The 16,698-nt window shown below is 35.9% G+C and carries 17 protein-coding genes and 1 pseudogene; 8 read left to right on the top strand and 10 right to left on the bottom strand.

Going from position 1 to position 16,698, the window contains the following annotated elements:
- Positions 1-155 precede the first annotated feature (155 nt).
- The 7 genes from GYM75_RS09700 to GYM75_RS09670 all read right to left on the bottom strand — a co-directional run bounded on the left by GYM75_RS09700 (position 156) and on the right by GYM75_RS09670 (position 6,443).
- Positions 156-989, bottom strand: coding sequence for a transporter substrate-binding domain-containing protein (locus tag GYM75_RS09700; protein ID WP_220215754.1), 834 nt, complete (start codon positions 987-989; stop codon positions 156-158).
- Positions 990-1,031: 42 nt separating this feature from the next.
- Positions 1,032-1,457, bottom strand: coding sequence for a GNAT family N-acetyltransferase (locus GYM75_RS09695; protein ID WP_220215753.1), 426 nt, complete (start codon positions 1,455-1,457; stop codon positions 1,032-1,034).
- A gap of 18 nt (positions 1,458-1,475) precedes the next feature.
- Positions 1,476-2,234, bottom strand: coding sequence for an amino acid ABC transporter ATP-binding protein (locus tag GYM75_RS09690; protein WP_220215752.1), 759 nt, complete (start codon positions 2,232-2,234; stop codon positions 1,476-1,478).
- Complete coding sequence (locus GYM75_RS09685) at positions 2,231-2,971, bottom strand: amino acid ABC transporter permease (protein WP_220215751.1); 741 nt, start codon at positions 2,969-2,971, stop codon at positions 2,231-2,233. Before GYM75_RS09685 ends, GYM75_RS09690 begins: the two co-directional genes overlap by 4 nt.
- A 17-nt stretch (positions 2,972-2,988) precedes the next feature.
- Complete coding sequence (locus GYM75_RS09680) at positions 2,989-3,960, bottom strand: glutathione S-transferase family protein (protein ID WP_220215750.1); 972 nt, start codon at positions 3,958-3,960, stop codon at positions 2,989-2,991.
- A 173-nt stretch (positions 3,961-4,133) separates the two neighbouring features.
- Positions 4,134-4,835, bottom strand: coding sequence for a response regulator (locus GYM75_RS09675; RefSeq protein WP_220215749.1), 702 nt, complete (start codon positions 4,833-4,835; stop codon positions 4,134-4,136).
- A gap of 18 nt (positions 4,836-4,853) precedes the next feature.
- Positions 4,854-6,443 (bottom strand): ATP-binding protein, encoded by a 1,590-nt coding sequence (locus tag GYM75_RS09670; RefSeq protein ID WP_220215748.1) that lies wholly within the window; start codon positions 6,441-6,443, stop codon positions 4,854-4,856.
- A 279-nt stretch (positions 6,444-6,722) separates the two neighbouring features.
- On the opposite strand from GYM75_RS09670, the pseudogene GYM75_RS09665 reads away from it, so the two are divergent.
- The 7 genes and pseudogenes from GYM75_RS09665 to citX all read left to right on the top strand — a co-directional run.
- Positions 6,723-8,015: pseudogene (locus GYM75_RS09665) on the top strand (2-hydroxycarboxylate transporter family protein); the annotation flags it as partial.
- A gap of 94 nt (positions 8,016-8,109) precedes the next feature.
- Positions 8,110-8,952, top strand: coding sequence for a fumarylacetoacetate hydrolase family protein (locus GYM75_RS09660; protein ID WP_220215746.1), 843 nt, complete (start codon positions 8,110-8,112; stop codon positions 8,950-8,952).
- A gap of 8 nt (positions 8,953-8,960) precedes the next feature.
- Positions 8,961-10,016: a [citrate (pro-3S)-lyase] ligase gene (citC, locus tag GYM75_RS09655; protein ID WP_220215745.1), complete on the top strand. Its 1,056-nt coding sequence runs from the start codon at positions 8,961-8,963 to the stop codon at positions 10,014-10,016.
- Positions 10,017-10,307, top strand: coding sequence for a citrate lyase acyl carrier protein (citD, locus tag GYM75_RS09650; protein ID WP_065559668.1), 291 nt, complete (start codon positions 10,017-10,019; stop codon positions 10,305-10,307).
- A complete protein-coding gene (citE, locus tag GYM75_RS09645) occupies positions 10,304-11,191 on the top strand; it encodes a citrate (pro-3S)-lyase subunit beta (protein WP_065559667.1) in 888 nt (295 codons plus the stop codon). Before citD ends, citE begins: the two co-directional genes overlap by 4 nt.
- A gap of 12 nt (positions 11,192-11,203) precedes the next feature.
- Positions 11,204-12,733: a citrate lyase subunit alpha gene (gene citF / locus GYM75_RS09640; RefSeq protein ID WP_220215744.1), complete on the top strand. Its 1,530-nt coding sequence runs from the start codon at positions 11,204-11,206 to the stop codon at positions 12,731-12,733.
- A gap of 70 nt (positions 12,734-12,803) precedes the next feature.
- The gene (citX, locus tag GYM75_RS09635; protein WP_220215743.1) at positions 12,804-13,340 is read left to right on the top strand and encodes a citrate lyase holo-[acyl-carrier protein] synthase; all 537 of its coding nucleotides are present in this window, start codon (positions 12,804-12,806) and stop codon (positions 13,338-13,340) included.
- 107 nt (positions 13,341-13,447) lie between these two features.
- Here the strand turns inward: citX and metB are convergent, their stop codons facing one another.
- Positions 13,448-14,632 (bottom strand): cystathionine gamma-synthase, encoded by a 1,185-nt coding sequence (metB, locus tag GYM75_RS09630; RefSeq protein ID WP_220215742.1) that lies wholly within the window; start codon positions 14,630-14,632, stop codon positions 13,448-13,450.
- Between the two features lie 174 nt (positions 14,633-14,806).
- Between metB and metJ the strand changes: the two genes are divergently transcribed.
- Positions 14,807-15,124, top strand: a complete 318-nt coding sequence (gene metJ, locus GYM75_RS09625) for a met regulon transcriptional regulator MetJ (protein ID WP_220215741.1) — start codon at positions 14,807-14,809, stop codon at positions 15,122-15,124.
- 117 nt (positions 15,125-15,241) lie between these two features.
- On the opposite strand, the gene rpmE is transcribed toward metJ, so the two are convergent.
- Both rpmE and degS read right to left on the bottom strand, forming a co-directional pair.
- Positions 15,242-15,457, bottom strand: a complete 216-nt coding sequence (gene rpmE, locus GYM75_RS09620; protein ID WP_065559662.1) for a 50S ribosomal protein L31 — start codon at positions 15,455-15,457, stop codon at positions 15,242-15,244.
- 143 nt (positions 15,458-15,600) lie between these two features.
- Positions 15,601-16,653 carry an outer membrane-stress sensor serine endopeptidase DegS gene (degS, locus tag GYM75_RS09615; RefSeq protein WP_220215740.1) on the bottom strand — a complete coding sequence of 351 codons (1,053 nt, stop codon included), beginning with the start codon at positions 16,651-16,653 and terminating at the stop codon, positions 15,601-15,603.
- Positions 16,654-16,698: the final 45 nt, after the last annotated feature.

Raw genomic sequence — 16,698 nt, 5'->3', positions numbered from 1 at the left:
TTTATAAATTTCCCAGAAAGTCTAGAAAATATCGGCATCATCCACATGTTTTTAATTATCTTAAAAAAGTTAAATATTTCAGCGTATAAGGATGATAACCGATATTTTGTTTATCTTTAGTGAGGTAAATTAACTCGGTTATTTAGATGAAAAACTTATTGAGGTGAATAATCAGCACCAAAATAATGAATACTAATTTCTGATAATTTTCCATTATTGATGATCTTTTGGATGCCTTGATTAATATCTTTGGTTAATTGTTCACCTTTCTTTCCTTTGCTGATCAGTAAGTAACTATAGGGAGAAGCAATACGTTCAGCATCTTCGTTGCTTAAATCGATACTTTTTAGTTTTAAGTTATGTTCGCTGATATATTGCGACAGCATGACTTTATCAATTAACTGGAAATCATATTGTCCTGTTTCAACATGCTGTAACACTGGTAGTAAGTCTGCTTCACTGTAAATGATGTTGACGGGGTTATCGGGATGTTGTTCATTATATAACTCTAACGCTGTAGCATAATTAAGCCCCGGTGAAACTTCAGTCGATTTGCCTTTTAAATCACTAAAACGGTTAATATTGTCATTATTTTCAGCTACTGCTATTACATATTGGTTCATGAAAATTGGCGAAGAATAAAAATATTTTTCTTTGCGTTTTTCATTCATCGCATAATTATTGGCACCGACTTGATAACGCTGAGAGTCAAGTCCTGCTAAAACCGAAGGAAACTCGGTAACTTCAAAGTTGATTTCATATTGTGGTAATTGGGCAAATACCGCTTTGACCACCTCAATATCGTAGCCAATTAATTCTCCTTTATCATTTACCGTCGTAAAAGGGCTAGGTGCACCAGAGGTAGCAATAGTAATTTTTTCCTTTTGGATTGTTGGTGAGTTTTCCTTGGCGTTATCACAGCCAGATAACAAAACAGTTAAAGTTAGTACACTTAAAGCTGAAATAAAATAATTAGTGGGGATATTCATAATGCTACTCTCCTTTTTTTACGGAATAAAGCTAAAACAGTTTTAGATAAAACCCATATTTCTCATTTCTGTTCGATGATCGACCTGATAACGAGCCATTCCCGTTTTCATTAAATCGAACCCCAAATTTTTATAAAATTCGATGGTTTGGGGATGAGTATAAAGAATGATATTGCAGTGTTTGACCTGTTCTACCAGTTTTTCCACAATTAACCGTCCAAATTGCTGACCATGTAAATGGTTTGCCAGCGCAATGTTATAAATGGCTGCCTGACAAATACCATCTGATAGTGTGCGCCCCACACCCACTACTCGTTTTTTTTCCAGTAAAAAAACGACGCCATAACTCTGTTTAAAGACTTGTTCTTGGGTTTTTGCATCAAGCGAACTGAGTCCATAAAAGGCAAGTAAGTCAGCGACATCTTGCCAGTTAATATTTAGACAATGTTGTTGTAAAACAATACTCATTACGACCTCTTCTATTCATCAGATTTCATAATCCATTTGCATGGTATTGTAATAGCGTGTTAAAAAATCACGGGTTCTTTGCTGAGTTGGATTGGTAAAAACTTGTTTGGGTGTGCCATCTTCTATTATTTTTCCTTTATCCAAGAAAAAGACTCGGGTTGCGATTTCGTGTACAAAACTCATTTCGTGAGAGACGAGTAGCATCGTTATACCTGACTTTGCTGCTAATTTTATCGTAGCTAACACTTCTCCGACTAATTCAGGATCTAAGGCGGAAGTGGGTTCATCAAGTAATAATACTTTTGGATCCATGGCTAATGCTCTGGCGATGGCAACGCGTTGTTGTTGTCCTCCAGATAGCTGTTTGGGGTAATGATAGATACGTTCACCCAGTCCAACTTCAACTAATTTGTCATAAGCTATTTGTTGTGCTTTATCTTTCGGATATTTTTTTACAACAACTAATCCTTCCATCACATTTTCTAATGCATTTTTTTGTTGGAATAAATTAAATTGTTGGAATACCATTGCAGTTTGTTGGCGAAATTTAACTAATTGCGATCGCTTTACACGGCTGACATCCAACTCAATATCATCAATGCTAATTTTACCGAATTGCGGTCTTTCTAATAAATTTAAGCATCGTAACAATGTTGATTTGCCTGCTCCTGACGCACCGATAATTGCCACAATATCATGAGGTTTAATGTGAAAATTAAGATTATTGAGTATTGAATTATCTTGAAAAGATAAAGTTAAATTTTGCACATTTATCATAATAGCTTCCCTCGTCGATAACTTGGCGTATTCACCGTGTCAGATATCGTAAGGCGCTTTTCCAAATATCTTACGATTAATTCAATAATGATGGTTAATGCCCAGTAGATGAGTGCCAATGAAATATAGACTTCAAAATAGCGATAACTATGTCCAGCTAAGGTTTTACCTCTGCCCGTCATTTCAGTTACAGAACAAACGAAGGCGAGGGAGGTGCCCTTAAGTAAGCCTATTAGTGCGTTACCAAGATTGGGTAGGGCGACAATAAAGGCTTCCGGAATGATGATTCGACGTAATAACTGGCTATAGGTCATCCCAAGGGACTGTGCTGCTTCAATTTGTCCTTTATTTACCGATTGTAATGCGGCACGTATTGTTTCTGAATTATATGCCGCTTCATTAAAGGAAAACGCAATCAAAACAAATAGCATTGGTGGAACACTGTTAACATTAAAATCGGTATGATAATAATGATTGATATAACGTAAGATAATAGGAATACCATAGAAGCTTAAATAGAGTTGCACTATCAATGGCGTTCCTCTAATAAATGAAACAAATATCATCGCCATCTGAGAAAAAACAGGTATCTTGTTCATTTTAATGATAGCGATGATGAGTCCTAACATTACCCCCAGTAACATTGAAAAAAAGGTAATAAACAATGTGACCGGCAAATAAGCAAGTAATGTCGGAATTTGGCTGAAAATCAATCCAATATCTACTATATTTGGCATTCGTATTATCCCAATAATTAGTGACTTGTATTAAACCGTTTATCTCGATTATGGGGAGTATGCCAATTGCTAACATCAGGGCCTAAAGGCAAAATATCATAAGGATTATGCGAATTATTACTCAAAAAATAGCCCTTTTTTATTGCTTCAAAATCGGTGGTTTCACCAAAAGCCGGGATTTGATACAGATCTCTGGCATAAGCCCATAAATTAGGAAAATCAATAATTCGATTACGGTTAGTTTTGAATGCAGAATAATAGGCAACATCAAAGCGCGCTAATGTGACATACAGACGAATATCGGAATCAGTAATATTATCACCAAATAGATAGCGTGATTTGTCTAAACGTTGTTCCAGTTTATCTAATTGATTGAATACAAGATGATAAGCTTCTTCGTAAGCCTTTTGTGAGCGTGCAAACCCTGCCTTATAAACGCCATTATTCACTTCATGAAAAATCACATGATTAAGTTCATCAATCTCCTTACGTAAATGTTGAGGATACAGATCAGGCGCACCTGATTTATGAAAGGGTTTAAAAACGGTTTCCCAATAGTAAGTTAAATTAAAATAGTCATTGTTAACCACTTTGCCGGTTTTCACATCCACTATGGTTGGTACGGTTGCTCGACCATGGTAAGTGGGATCTGTCGAGGCATAAATTTCGGGTAAATAACGAATACCGAGCACCGGATCGACACCCTTGGGATCAAGCGAAAACTCCCAACCATGGCTGGTACGAACGGGTGATACTTTACCAACACTGATCACATGCTCTAATCCCAATAACTTAATCGCTATCATCTGGCGGTGTGCCCAAGGACAAATTGCCGCCCAAATCAAACGATAACGACCCGATTCAACCGGTAGCATGCCTGGCTCGTTGCCAAAGGGAGTATCAAATCGATTAGATTGACGAACAAAAGCGCCATCTTGGTTAATTTCATTATTTTCGGTAGTAACTACCTTTCCTATTGCTATAGACATATGCTTACTCCTCTTATTTGATACGGCAGAATCAATCCTGTTTCATGATTGGATGAATTCAATCTAGCATCAAATATTTAGGGGATAAAATAACAAATAAGCATATTTATATAATTATCAATTATATGAATAGTTGGCTTTAGTGGTACTTAGCTAATGTTTGGAAAATAGGGCTATTTTCCTAATCGTTTATACAGTCTTTCTGGGCGCCCGATTTTTCCATGGTTAAGTTCAACAGTTAATAATTTTGTTTGAACACAATGTTCTAAATATCGTCTGGCGGTCGTTTTACTGATTTGGGCATTTTCGACTATATCATCTACGGTTAATGGTTTGTCTGTTTTCATAAACAAATCCTTAACTTTTTGTAAGGTGATTTCTTCTATCCCTTTTGAGTGACGATTAATACCAACAAAATCTTTCGTTTGTAAATTAAAAAGCTCATCAATTCTTCGTTGATTGACATGTTTTTGTAGGCTTTGTCGATATAAGAACAGCTCAAAACGTTCTAACGAATGTTTTAAACGTTGATAGGACAGCGGTTTTATTAAATAATCAAATGCCCCCAAGCGAATTGCTTTACTACAGGTATCCATATCACTAGCCGCAGTGATGAAAATAACATAACAATCAAGATGATTATTAATGATATATTCAAAAAGATCGATACCTTTACCATCTGGTAAATAGTTATCTAATAAAATTAAAGTTGGTTTTAATTTATCGATCATTATTTTTGCTTCAGCTAAATTGGAGGCAATACCGATAACTTTTACTTTGGTATCACGTTGAATGAAATCAGCATTTAGCTCCGCTAAAATCGGCTCATCTTCAACAATGAGTGCTTTAATCATATCATCTTTTACTTTATTCATACTTTCTTATCCCTCATGTTATTTGGGTATAAAAACCGAAAAAATTGCACCGTAAGGTTCATTATCTTCAAATGTAATATAGCCATTAGCTTTCTTTATATAAGTTAAAACGAGATGTAATCCTATGCCATGATCCTTAGCATTTTGTGATGTCACGCCAGGTTTGAAAATGGAGTCACGAATCTTTTCATCTATACCGCAACCTTGATCGCTAACTTCCAAAACAATTTCATCCGTCGCATCGCTGAGATATAACGAAATCGTTTTATCTCCACGATCGTTTTTCAAACTGGCATTGAATGCGTTATCAAGTAAATTACCTAAAATAGACATAAATTCTGTTTCGGTAATTGAATCGGGTAATGCATTTAACTGGCATGCAGGATCGAAAACCAGCTTTAAACCAATTTCATGTGATTTTGAATATTTACCTATTAGCAGACCACATACAGCAGGTACTTTAAAATGTTCAGTAATAAAATCTAATTTAGCTTGATTATCGGCTGAGTGCAGCGCAATAAAAGACTCTGCTTCTTGGTAACGCTTCATATAAATCAAGCCAGATAATGTTGCCATCCAATTAAGATGCTCATGTCTTAATGTGCGCAAATTATCCACATATTGATTAACTTGAGTTAATTGCATGCTTAATAAGTTGATATCATTGTAGTTACGGAAAGTAATAACCCAACCTTTAATCTTATTATCAACCAAAATTCGTACTCGATTAGCAATAACAATAATATTATTAAAATAACAAATATGATCATGTATATCTTGGATCTGATTATCATTTCCACATATAAATTCTGTTGATTCAATAAAATCCCATAAAGGTTGGTGAATCAATTCATTATCATTGACTTTAATTTTTAACATTGATCTTGCAGATTGATTGATATTCATAATTTTATAATCAAGATCAATAGCAATGACGCCCTCAAAAATGGATTCCATAATTGATTTCTGACTTTTTACCAGTAATGCAATATCTTTTGGCTCCAAATTAAACATCTGTCTTTTGATTGCCTTAGAAAAACAAAAAGAAAAGATAAACAAAGCTAAAAATAGTAATGAACAAAAAAGGATAAAAGGTATTACTTGCTTGATATGTAATGCATAAATATCATCAATCATATAACCAATTGAGACTATTCCAATGATTTTACCTTGATCGACTATTGGTGCTTTGCCTCTTAATGCTAACCCAAGTGAACCTTCACTAATGGTAACACTACTATTGCCATTAAGTACTTGTTGATTATCGTCACCAATCATGGGTGAAAATAGCGCATTATTGGCAGTATGAAAAAGTCGATGGGCATTTTCATCACCAATAACTATATAACTTGCATCACTTTGTTGAAAAATATCAATTACTAAATCGGCTATTTTATTTGTATCCTTTTCTTTAACATATTGTATCAAACTCGGAACTACAGCTAACTCTCTTGCTTGAACTTGCGCTTTTTCACCTAAACTGCGATATAGATTCGTTTCTGTTGTCTTCCAAATATAACTTTGTAATAGAGTTAATATAATCAATGAAAAGATCAAAAGAGATAAAAATAATTTCGTAGTAAATGATAATTGAATCTTCTTTCGCATTTTTACATTTACTTTTCAAATTAAAGTAAAGGTGAGTGTAACACAGCATAAAAAAACTTTGAGCCATTAAAACCATAAAAACCACAGTTAAAGTATGATTTATATCACAAAAATGAGATTCATATTTTGTCACTATACGCGCCAATTAACTCGAACAAATCAAATCATTTTGGAGAAAAAATACATATGGTGGATTTCAATTCAATTGGAAAAACGCATAATCAAGAAGAATCAACGAGTAAGCCTGTCGAGCAGAAATTACAAGGATGGCCTTATAATTGGTGGCGACTCATGGACAATTATAAAATTGGTGTAATTCCACTTCCATTATTTATTATTGCTGGTATTCTTATTTTCACCGAAGTGTTAGTAACAGGTAAGTTACCGAGTGAAATCGTTGTTATGGTTGTCACTTGTGCATTTTTTGGCTTTTTGTGTGGTGAAATTGGTAAACGTCTACCGATCGTTGGTAAAATGGGTGCAGCAGCAATCTGTGCAACCTTCATTCCATCTGCTTTAGTTTATTATGGAATTCTTCCTACGCCAGTTGTTGAAGCAACAACTAAGTTCTATAAAGATACACATATTCTTTATTTATACATTTGTTGTATCATCGTTGGTAGTATTATGAACATGGATAAGAAAACACTTATTCAAGGTTTCTTAAAAATCTTTGGACCGATGGTATGTGGTGAGATTGTCGGGATGCTTGTTGGCGTTGGTGTCGGTTATCTACTTGGTTTAACACCGTTTGAAACTTTCTTCTTCTTGGTATTACCTATCATGGCTGGTGGTGTCGGTGAAGGTGCAATTCCACTTTCAATTGGCTACGCAGCAATTTTGCATATGGAACAAGGTGAAGCCTTAGGTCGTGTTTTACCGATCGTAATGTTAGGTGGGTTAACGGGTATTATCTGTGGTGGTGTGCTTAACCGTATTGGTAAAGCTTATCCACATTTAACAGGTAACGGACGATTATTACCAGCGTCAGAAGAAGACGAAATTACAGATAAAAAAGCAACAAAAGCAGATTCTGTTATCGATGTGACAACATTTGCTTCAGGTGTATTATTAGCCGCTATCCTTTATATGGTTGGTATGATTGGTCATAAAGTGACGGGTATTCCAGCGCCAGTAGGGATGTTATTTGCAGCTGTATTTGTTAAATTAATATCTGGTGTTTCACCGAAAGTATTGAGTGGTTCACAAGTCGTTTACAAATTTTTCCAAACGTCTGTAACCTATCCAATTTTATTTGCGGTAGGTGTGGCAATCACTCCATGGGATAAAATTGTTTCTGCATTTACGTTAACTAACTTAGCAGTCATTGTTTGTACCGTAGTGAGCTTAGTAACAACAGGCTTCTTTGTAGCGAAAAAATTAGGTATGTATCCAGTAGATGCAGCTGTTATTTCATGTTGTCAAAGTGGTCAAGGCGGAACAGGTGACGTTGCAATATTAACCGCAGCAGAACGAATGGAGTTGATGCCATTTGCACAAATTGCAACCCGTATTGGTGGTGCGATTAATGTATCGGTATCGTTACTTATTCTCGGCAATTTCTTAGTATAGTTAAATTTTTTTAACAACAACCTTAGCCTAGACTAGGGTTGTTTGTTTTTATTTTATAGTAATAATCAATACAAACAGCTTTTAAGGAGTACTCATGAAGCTTGTCAGTTATCTTGTCTCTGGTAGAGCAAGTTTTGGTCTTCTCACTAATCATGGTATTGTTGATTTAAAACAAAAATTCGGTGATAAATATGCTGATTTGAAATCATTACTTGCTGATGAAGAAGGCTTGTCGCTAGCAAAAACCTATGTTAATGCTCCAAGTGACATTAATGAGCAAGATATCACTTATTTACCGGTTATACCGAATCCAAATAAAATTTTATGTGTTGGCATGAACTATGCTGAAAAAAGAGCAGAGTTTAATGAAACCAGTTCAGCCCCAACATTATTTGTTCGTTTCCCTGATTCACAAACAGGGCATAAAACAAATATTCTCAAACCAGCTATTACCAATGAACTAGATTATGAAGGTGAACTTGCCATTATCATTGGTAAAGGTGGTTTTCGTATTAAGCAAGAAGATGCATTATCACATGTAGCGGGTTACAGCTGTTATATGGACGGTTCTATCCGCGATTGGCAATATACTTGGTTTACGGCAGGTAAAAACTGGCCAAGTACAGGTGCGTTTGGTCCATGTTTAACCACGACTGATGAGATTCCTGATCCTACCGCATTATCTTTAACGACCTATTTAAACGGTCAGGAAATGCAACACGATTATGTCAAAAACTTAGTCCATACTGTGCCTGAACTTGTTTCTTATATCAGTACTTTTACCCGTTTATCTCCTGGCGATGTTATTCTAACAGGTTCACCGGGTGGTGTAGGTAAAAAACGTAATCCTCCAGTATTTATGAAAGATGGTGACAAAATTGAAGTTGAAATCTCTGGAATTGGTCGTTTAACGAACTATGTGGTAGCAGAAAAATAGGTGATATTATGTATAGTTTAGTCGATTTTTCAGTGGTAGATATCTCTAAATCATTAACTGAACGAGAACAAATTATTCGTTTGTTAACGCTATCGGATCTAAACTTAGACCCTCAAGTCCATATATTTATCGTTGCTTACATGGACGGTAAAATGGTGGCTTGTGCTGGCATTGATGACAATATTATTAAATGTGTTGCGATTGACCCCGATTATCGTGGAAATCAGCTTAATTTGACTTTGTTGGATAACGTTATCAAATATGCTAATGAGCAGGGGCATTTTCATCTCTTTTTATATACTAAACCTGAAAATATCGACTTTTTCAAAGGGTGTGGATTTTATCCTATCGTCGAGGTAAATAATCTTGTCGTATTAATGGAAAATACCCCCGTTGGAATTAAGCAATACTGTAAATATTTAAGTGAACACCGTAAGGAAGGGAACAAGATTGGCAGTGTAGTGATGAATGCTAATCCATTTACAAAAGGTCACCAACATCTTTTGCAGTATGCTGCCAGTCAATGTGATTGGCTTCATGTTTTTGTCGTCAATGAAAATGTTTCACTGTTCCCATTTGATGTACGTTTACAACTGGTGAAAGAGGGATCGAAACACTTAAAAAATGTCACGGTACATGCAAGTTCAGCCTATATTATATCTAGAGCAACATTTCCTACTTATTTTTTAAAGGATAATGATAAAATTGATTACGCTTACATGGGGATCGATTTATTAATTTTCCGTAATTATATTGCCCCAGCACTGAATATTACCTATCGTTTTGTTGGAACCGAGCCCTACAGTCAAATAACTAATGCTTATAATACTTCAATGCGTTATTGGTTACAGGATAAAGACGTTAGTCCTTTCCCGGTTGTGACGTTAGTTGAAATTCAACGTATTCTTGAAGGGGAAGATATCATATCCGCTTCGTTGGTTAGAAAATTACTGGCTGATGAGCAATATGAAGAGGTAAAACGATTAGTTCCTGAAACAACATGGAACTATCTAGAGGCTAATTTAGATTCAGTCAAAAATTTAATTCGTTCAAAAGGTAACTAAATGAAAATCAAGAAAGAAGCCATGGCTGGCACTCTCGAATCAAGCGATTTGTTAGTGAAAGTCACTCCTAATACAGGAATTGAAATTGTTATTAATAGTGATGTTAATAAGCAATTTGGCGATCAAATACGCGCCGTTGTTGAGCAAACCTTAACAAGTCTTAATGTGACTGACGGTTTAATTATTATTGATGATAAAGGCGCTTTAGATTGTGCGATTAAAGCTCGAGTACAATGTGCAGTATTGCGTGGCGCAGAAGAAGAGAACTTAGATTGGAGTAAATTACTATGAAAAAATTGCGTCGAAGTATGTTATTTCTGCCGGGTGCGAATGCAGCGATGTTATCCACTTCGTTTGTCTATAAGCCTGATTCAATCATGTTCGATCTTGAAGATGCAGTATCATTAAAAGAAAAAGATTCTGCTCGTTTATTGGTTGCACAAACATTACGTCTTCCGGTTTATAAAGAACATGGAATTGAAACTGTTGTTCGAATCAATGCGCTCAATACTCCATTTGGATTAAAAGATCTTGAAGCTGTTGTGAGAGCAGGTGTTGACGTTGTACGTCTACCGATGACAAATAGTGCTGAAGATATCCATGAACTTGAAGCTCATGTTGAACGAATTGAAAAAGAGTGTGGTCGTGAGGTTGGTAGTACTAAATTAATGGCAGCTATTGAATCTGCGTTAGGTGTAGTAAATGCTGTTTCAATCGCAAAATCTTCACCACGTTTAATTGGTATAGCGTTAGCTGCGTTCGATTATTTAGTTGATATGCAAACTGAACGTGGAGACGGTACCGAACTATTTTATGCACGTTGTGCTGTTTTACATGCAGCGCGAGTGGCGGGTATTGATGCATTTGACGTGGTTTATTCTAACGTTAATGATGATGAAGGCTTCTTGAAAGAAGTTAGCTTAATCAAAAAATTAGGTTATAACGGTAAATCACTGATTAATCCAAGACAAATTGAATTACTACATAATGCCTATGCGCCAACAGCTGCAGAAGTTGAAAACGCACAAAAAGTGGTTGAAGCTGCTGAAGAAGGTGAAAGAAAAGGGCTTGGTGTGGTTTCATTAAATGGCAAAATGATTGATGCACCGATTATTGCACGTGCTCAAAAAATTATTGAGCTAGCCAAATATTCTGGTGTACGTAAAGAAATTTGATAGGATTAAAAAATGACGACTTCTATAGACAAAAAAATTGATGATTTGCTAAAACAGCATCCCGATCTAAAAAATATTGCACCGTTTGTTGATGCTAATGCAACAACGCCTTATTTAAAAGATGAGTCAAAATACACACGTAAATTATGTGATTCTATCGAACAAGCAATTCATAAATGTGAATTACGTGATGGAATGACGATCTCTTTCCACCATGCTTTTCGTGAAGGTGATAAGGTCATTAACAAAGTTGTTGAAACGATCAGCAGACTTGGTATTAAAAACTTAACGTTAGCATCAAGCTCATTGTTAAGTTGTAACTCTGCCTTGATTCCACATATTGAAGCAGGTGTGATTACCAAAATTTATACCTCTGGTTTACGAGGTAAATTGGCTGATGCTATTTCACATGGATTAATGGATAATCCTGTTCATATTCACTCTCACGGTGGACGAGTAAAACTTATTCAAAGTGGTGAAATTAACATTGATATCGCATTTTTAGCTGTTTCAACAGCGGATGAGCAAGGTAATGCCAATGGTGTATCGGGTAAATCTCAATGTGGTGCATTGGGTTATGCGATGGTTGATGCACAATTTGCGAAAAAAGTAGTCTTGTTGACTGAAGATATCGTTGGTTATCCAAATCATCCGGCAAGTATTCGTCAGGATCAAGTCGATTATATTGTTAAAGTCGATGAAGTTGGTGACCCGACTAAAATCAGTGTCGGTGCAGCGCGAATTACCAGCAATCCACGTGAGCTAATGATTGCTCGCTATGCTGCGGATGTCATTGAGTATTCTGGCTATTTTAAAGACGGTTTCTCAATTCAAACCGGTTCAGGTGCGTCTTCTACGGCAGCCACCCGATTCTTAGAAAATCGTATGCGAGCTAAAAATATTACTGCCTCATTTGCATTAGGTGGTATTACAGCAAGTATTGTTGATTTACATGAAAAAGGGTTAGTTAAACGTTTACTTGATACGCAAAGTTTTGATGGTACCGCAGGACAATCTTTAGGTAAAAACCGAGATCATATCGAAGTTTCAACCAATGTCTATGCAAACCCTGCATCGAAAGGGGCGAGTGTGGATGAGTTAGATATTGTTATCCTTAGTGCATTAGAAATCGATCTTGATTATAACGTTAATGTATTAACAGGATCGGATGGTGTTATGCGGGGTGCGTCTGGTGGTCACTGTGATACCGCTGCTGGTGCAAACTTAACCATTATTGTTGCGCCATTAATTCGTAGCCGTATTCCAACTGTGATTAAGAAAGTGACCACTGTTGTAACACCAGGTGAGAGCGTTGATGTGCTTGTAACTGACCATGGTATTGCTGTTAACCCTAATCGTCCAGAAATCGCTGAACGTTTAAAAGCAGCAAACTTGCCGGTGATGAGCATTGAAGAGCTTTACCAACGTGCGGTGTCATTGACTGGTGAACCAAAACCAATTGAATTTAATGATAAAATTGTTGGTATTGTTCATTACCGAGATGGTTCGGTGATTGATGTAGTACGCGAAGTTAAAGACTAACTAACTTGCAATAGCATGACATGATGACATGCTATTGCCTTCTTTTATCTAAATAGCAGACAAGACCACAATGATAGTAAAATTTGATGATGGTACGCCAATCACGCTTGAACAGATGCTACTTGCGAAAGAAAAACGAGTTGCCAATCAACTTTTTGCAATCACACACTATCAACAACCAATCATCTCACTTTGTTTGGTTATTCCAGGGGCTATTAAAAATAGTAGTGGAGCACACTATCTATTTAATCAAGCGATCCAAGCATTACATCACTGTTTGAGTACAAACAATATCACTATCGTGAATGAACAGCATTATCATCAAATCACAGGGTTTGAAGCGATTATTTCGGTAGCTTGTCAAACAGAAAAGTTAAAACAATTTTGTATTGATATTGAAGATAATCATCCTTTAGGACGATTATGGGATATTGATGTTATTGATCCCACTACCCAACAGAGCCTTTCTCGAGCTCAATTTGAACAACGTCCAAGGCAATGTCTAGTGTGTGATGAAGTAGCAAAAATTTGCGGACGAGCCAAACGACACTCACTTGATGAGATATTTACCGCAATTCAAAATAAAATTATCCATTACGGCAAATAAGATTTAAAATTCATCATCAAAATCAATTAATTAAATCATAAAAGGATTGATGAAAAAGATTATAATAGTGAAAATCATCAACCCATAATTTAATTGTATAATTAAAGCTAAATAGCCGCTAATGCTTGTTTTAAATCACCGATTAAATCATCAATATCTTCTAATCCAACTGAAATGCGTAATAGTTGATCGGAAATGCCAGCCGTCTTACGTGCTTCGGCGCTAATTCCTGAATGGGTCATCGTTGCAGGGTGACAGACTAAGCTTTCAACTCCACCTAATGATTGTGCCAACGTAAATATATTCAGCGCTTTTAAAAATTTAGGCATAACGTCAGTATTACCGACCAATTCAAAACTTAAGAGGGAACCAAACCCTTTTTGCTGTTTTTTTGCGATATCGTGACCAAGATTAGACGGTAAAGATGGATGGAAAACTTTAGCAATTTTAGGATGATTCACTAAAAACTCAACCACCTGTTTAGCATTGTCTTGTTGTAATTTGACACGAGCAGCTAAAGTACGTAATCCACGTAATAATAAGTAGCTATCAAATGATGACGTTAATGTACCAATATTATTTGCCCACCATAAGACATCTGTTGCTAATTTTTGATCTTTGAAGACTAAAATACCAGCCAATAAATCGGAATGACCATTTAAAAATTTGGTACAAGAATGGGTGACAATATCGGCTCCAAGTTCTAATGGCTTTTGTAGAATAGGTGTCATAAAAGTATTATCTACAAGTACAATTGCACCAACTTCATGTGCTTGGCGAGTGATCGCTTGAATATCGACAACACGCAATAGGGGATTACTTGGTGATTCAATTAAGACTAATTTAGGACGTAGATTTAACGCTTCTTTCAATGCAACAGGATCGGACTGATCAACAAATTTTGCTTTAAAATGACCTCGTTCGCTTAAGCTGTTAAATAACCGATAACTGCCACCATAGCAATCATGAGGCGCAACCACTAAATCATTAGGGGATAATAATGCAACGCTAACTAAATGGATAGCTGACATTCCACAATTCGTTAATATAGCATCGGCTCCACCTTCCAATTTTGCGACGGTTTGTTCAACTAATCGTCGGCTAGGATTTGATTTTCGACCATAATCAAATTCTCTGGGTTTTGCAAACTCTTCATAGCGGTAACATGTTGAAGGTGTAATCACTGGAACGACACTACCGTATTGATCATCAGTATTTAAGCCACCCCGGACAGCAATCGTCCCTTGATTCAAATTAGCACATCGGCTTTGATTGTTAGATTGATTAGCCATAATAATCTTCCTAGACCTCTTGATTTATTCTTAGATATCAGTTGTATAAGAATAACACAATTAATAAAGCCGTCAACATGTCTAGACGTCTAAGTATCTTGGTGTGTAGATTGCAGTAAAACAAAAAAAACGTTAAAATTACCTATATTATTTGTGATGTAATTTGGTGGAAAAATGATGAAATGGAATGGCGACTATATCAGCCCTTATGCAGAGCATGGTAAAAAAAGTGAGCAAGTAAAAAAAATTACTGTTTCAATTCCGTTAAAAGTTTTAAAGATATTGACTGATGAACGTACTCGTCGACAAGTGAATAATTTGCGTCATGCAACTAATAGTGAACTTCTTTGTGAAGCTTTTTTGCATGCTTATACAGGTCAGCCTCTACCATGTGATGAAGATCTACAAAAAGATCGTGAAGATGGTATTCCACTGCAAGCTCAAAAAATGATGAGAGATTTAGGTATAGATCCTGATCTTATTGATGAATAAGCAAGTATATTAGCTTTATTTGGTTATCATCGTGTTGCATCACTGAAAAAAGCATATAAAAAAGGCGCATTAAGCGCCTTTTTTATGATGATAACGAAAAAATCGTTACAACAAAAACTATTTTTTACCGCCAACCATTGAAAAACGTTGTTTAAATTTATCTACACGTCCACCAGTTGCAACATCACGTTGTTTACCAGTATAGAATGGGTGACACTCACCACATACGTCAAGATGAATATCATGACCAATAGTTGAATGAGTTTTGATAACATTACCGCAAGAACAAGTTGCTGTAATTGCTTTATATTCTGGGTGAATACCTTCTTTCATAATAAACCTCTAAAGTTGGTTCGTATCGCTATATAAACGGCTGTAAAAGCAAAGTCTACACACCATACGAGTGTTAAAAAACATGATTAAGGTTGCGAATTATACGCCTTAAAGCATAGGTAATCAAGCAATAAAAGACCCGTTTAAACCGGTAACTGACCAATAGTTACTTGCAATTCAACCTTTTCACCGTTTCGCAATACTACTATGGGGACAGTTGTGCCTGGTTTCAACTCGGCTATTTGATCCATAGTTTGAATAATGGATTTGACAGGCTTGTTATCAACCATAATTAAAATATCATTAGATTGTATTCCTGCTTGTAATGAGGGGCCTTCGGCATTAGTAACTAAAATACCTACTACAACCGGCATATCACTTGGATTTCGGGTTGGGGTAAACTCTAATCCATCAATACCAATATAACCACGAATAATTTTACCATCTTGAATAAGTTTATTCATGATCTTCACTGCTAATGCAGTTGGAATGGCAAAACCGATACCTTCTGGTACTTCATTTCCTAAATTTTTAGCAAAGGTTAAGGTATTAATACCAACTAGCTCGCCTTTAGTATTGACTAAGGCTCCACCAGAATTACCATGATTAATTGATGCATCAGTTTGAATGAAGTTCTGTCTCCGATAAGGGCTAAGTCCATCCCGGCCTGTTGCACTGATAATCCCTTGTGTAATGGTTTGTCCGATATTATATGGATTGCCAATGGCTAAAACGACATCACCAATTTTAGGTTCACGTTTAGAATTAATTCGAATAGTTGGAATATTCATTGCTTCTATTTTTAATACAGCAATATCAACTAACTTATCTGAGCCTACTGATAGGGCTTCAAAAATTCGACCATCTTGTAGCGCTACAATAATTTGTTCTGCGCCATCTACTACATGATAATTTGTAATGATATAGCCTTTATTGCTCATAATCACACCAGAACCTAAAGGCGTAATCGGATTGCTTGCTGATTGTTGAGACATCGCATTAACTGAACGGCTGTAAATATTAACAACAGCAGGAGCGGCAGCTTTTACTGCATCTGAATAACTTATGGGTTCATTATCAAAAATTGATCTTGAAAAATTTGATTGGGTACCATTGCGTAAAGTAGGAAAAATTATCAATAGAACAATGGCTAAAACAGTTCCAATCAATATGGGCCATAAGATTTTTTTGAGCATAATTTTTCAAATGATAAAAAAGTGATGAGGGAATTTTAACACATC

Source organism: Gilliamella sp. ESL0441 (assembly GCF_019469185.1).
Taxonomy (GTDB): Bacteria; Pseudomonadota; Gammaproteobacteria; order Enterobacterales; family Orbaceae; genus Gilliamella.
This window is presented reverse-complemented; position numbering and strand designations above follow the sequence as displayed.

Excerpts from the sequence above, each read along its gene's own strand:
- GYM75_RS09700 (WP_220215754.1), bottom strand. The coding sequence starts at position 989 with ATGAATATCCCCACTAATTATTTTATTTCAGCTTTAAGTGTACTAACT.
- GYM75_RS09695 (WP_220215753.1), bottom strand. The coding sequence starts at position 1,457 with ATGAGTATTGTTTTACAACAACATTGTCTAAATATTAACTGGCAAGAT.
- GYM75_RS09690 (WP_220215752.1), bottom strand. The coding sequence starts at position 2,234 with ATGATAAATGTGCAAAATTTAACTTTATCTTTTCAAGATAATTCAATA.
- GYM75_RS09685 (WP_220215751.1), bottom strand. The coding sequence starts at position 2,971 with ATGCCAAATATAGTAGATATTGGATTGATTTTCAGCCAAATTCCGACA.
- GYM75_RS09680 (WP_220215750.1), bottom strand. The coding sequence starts at position 3,960 with ATGTCTATAGCAATAGGAAAGGTAGTTACTACCGAAAATAATGAAATT.
- GYM75_RS09675 (WP_220215749.1), bottom strand. The coding sequence starts at position 4,835 with ATGAATAAAGTAAAAGATGATATGATTAAAGCACTCATTGTTGAAGAT.
- GYM75_RS09670 (WP_220215748.1), bottom strand. The coding sequence starts at position 6,443 with ATGCGAAAGAAGATTCAATTATCATTTACTACGAAATTATTTTTATCT.
- GYM75_RS09660 (WP_220215746.1), top strand. The coding sequence starts at position 8,110 with ATGAAGCTTGTCAGTTATCTTGTCTCTGGTAGAGCAAGTTTTGGTCTT.
- citC (WP_220215745.1), top strand. The coding sequence starts at position 8,961 with ATGTATAGTTTAGTCGATTTTTCAGTGGTAGATATCTCTAAATCATTA.
- citD (WP_065559668.1), top strand. The coding sequence starts at position 10,017 with ATGAAAATCAAGAAAGAAGCCATGGCTGGCACTCTCGAATCAAGCGAT.
- citE (WP_065559667.1), top strand. The coding sequence starts at position 10,304 with ATGAAAAAATTGCGTCGAAGTATGTTATTTCTGCCGGGTGCGAATGCA.
- citF (WP_220215744.1), top strand. The coding sequence starts at position 11,204 with ATGACGACTTCTATAGACAAAAAAATTGATGATTTGCTAAAACAGCAT.
- citX (WP_220215743.1), top strand. The coding sequence starts at position 12,804 with ATGATAGTAAAATTTGATGATGGTACGCCAATCACGCTTGAACAGATG.
- metB (WP_220215742.1), bottom strand. The coding sequence starts at position 14,632 with ATGGCTAATCAATCTAACAATCAAAGCCGATGTGCTAATTTGAATCAA.
- metJ (WP_220215741.1), top strand. The coding sequence starts at position 14,807 with ATGATGAAATGGAATGGCGACTATATCAGCCCTTATGCAGAGCATGGT.
- rpmE (WP_065559662.1), bottom strand. The coding sequence starts at position 15,457 with ATGAAAGAAGGTATTCACCCAGAATATAAAGCAATTACAGCAACTTGT.
- degS (WP_220215740.1), bottom strand. The coding sequence starts at position 16,653 with ATGCTCAAAAAAATCTTATGGCCCATATTGATTGGAACTGTTTTAGCC.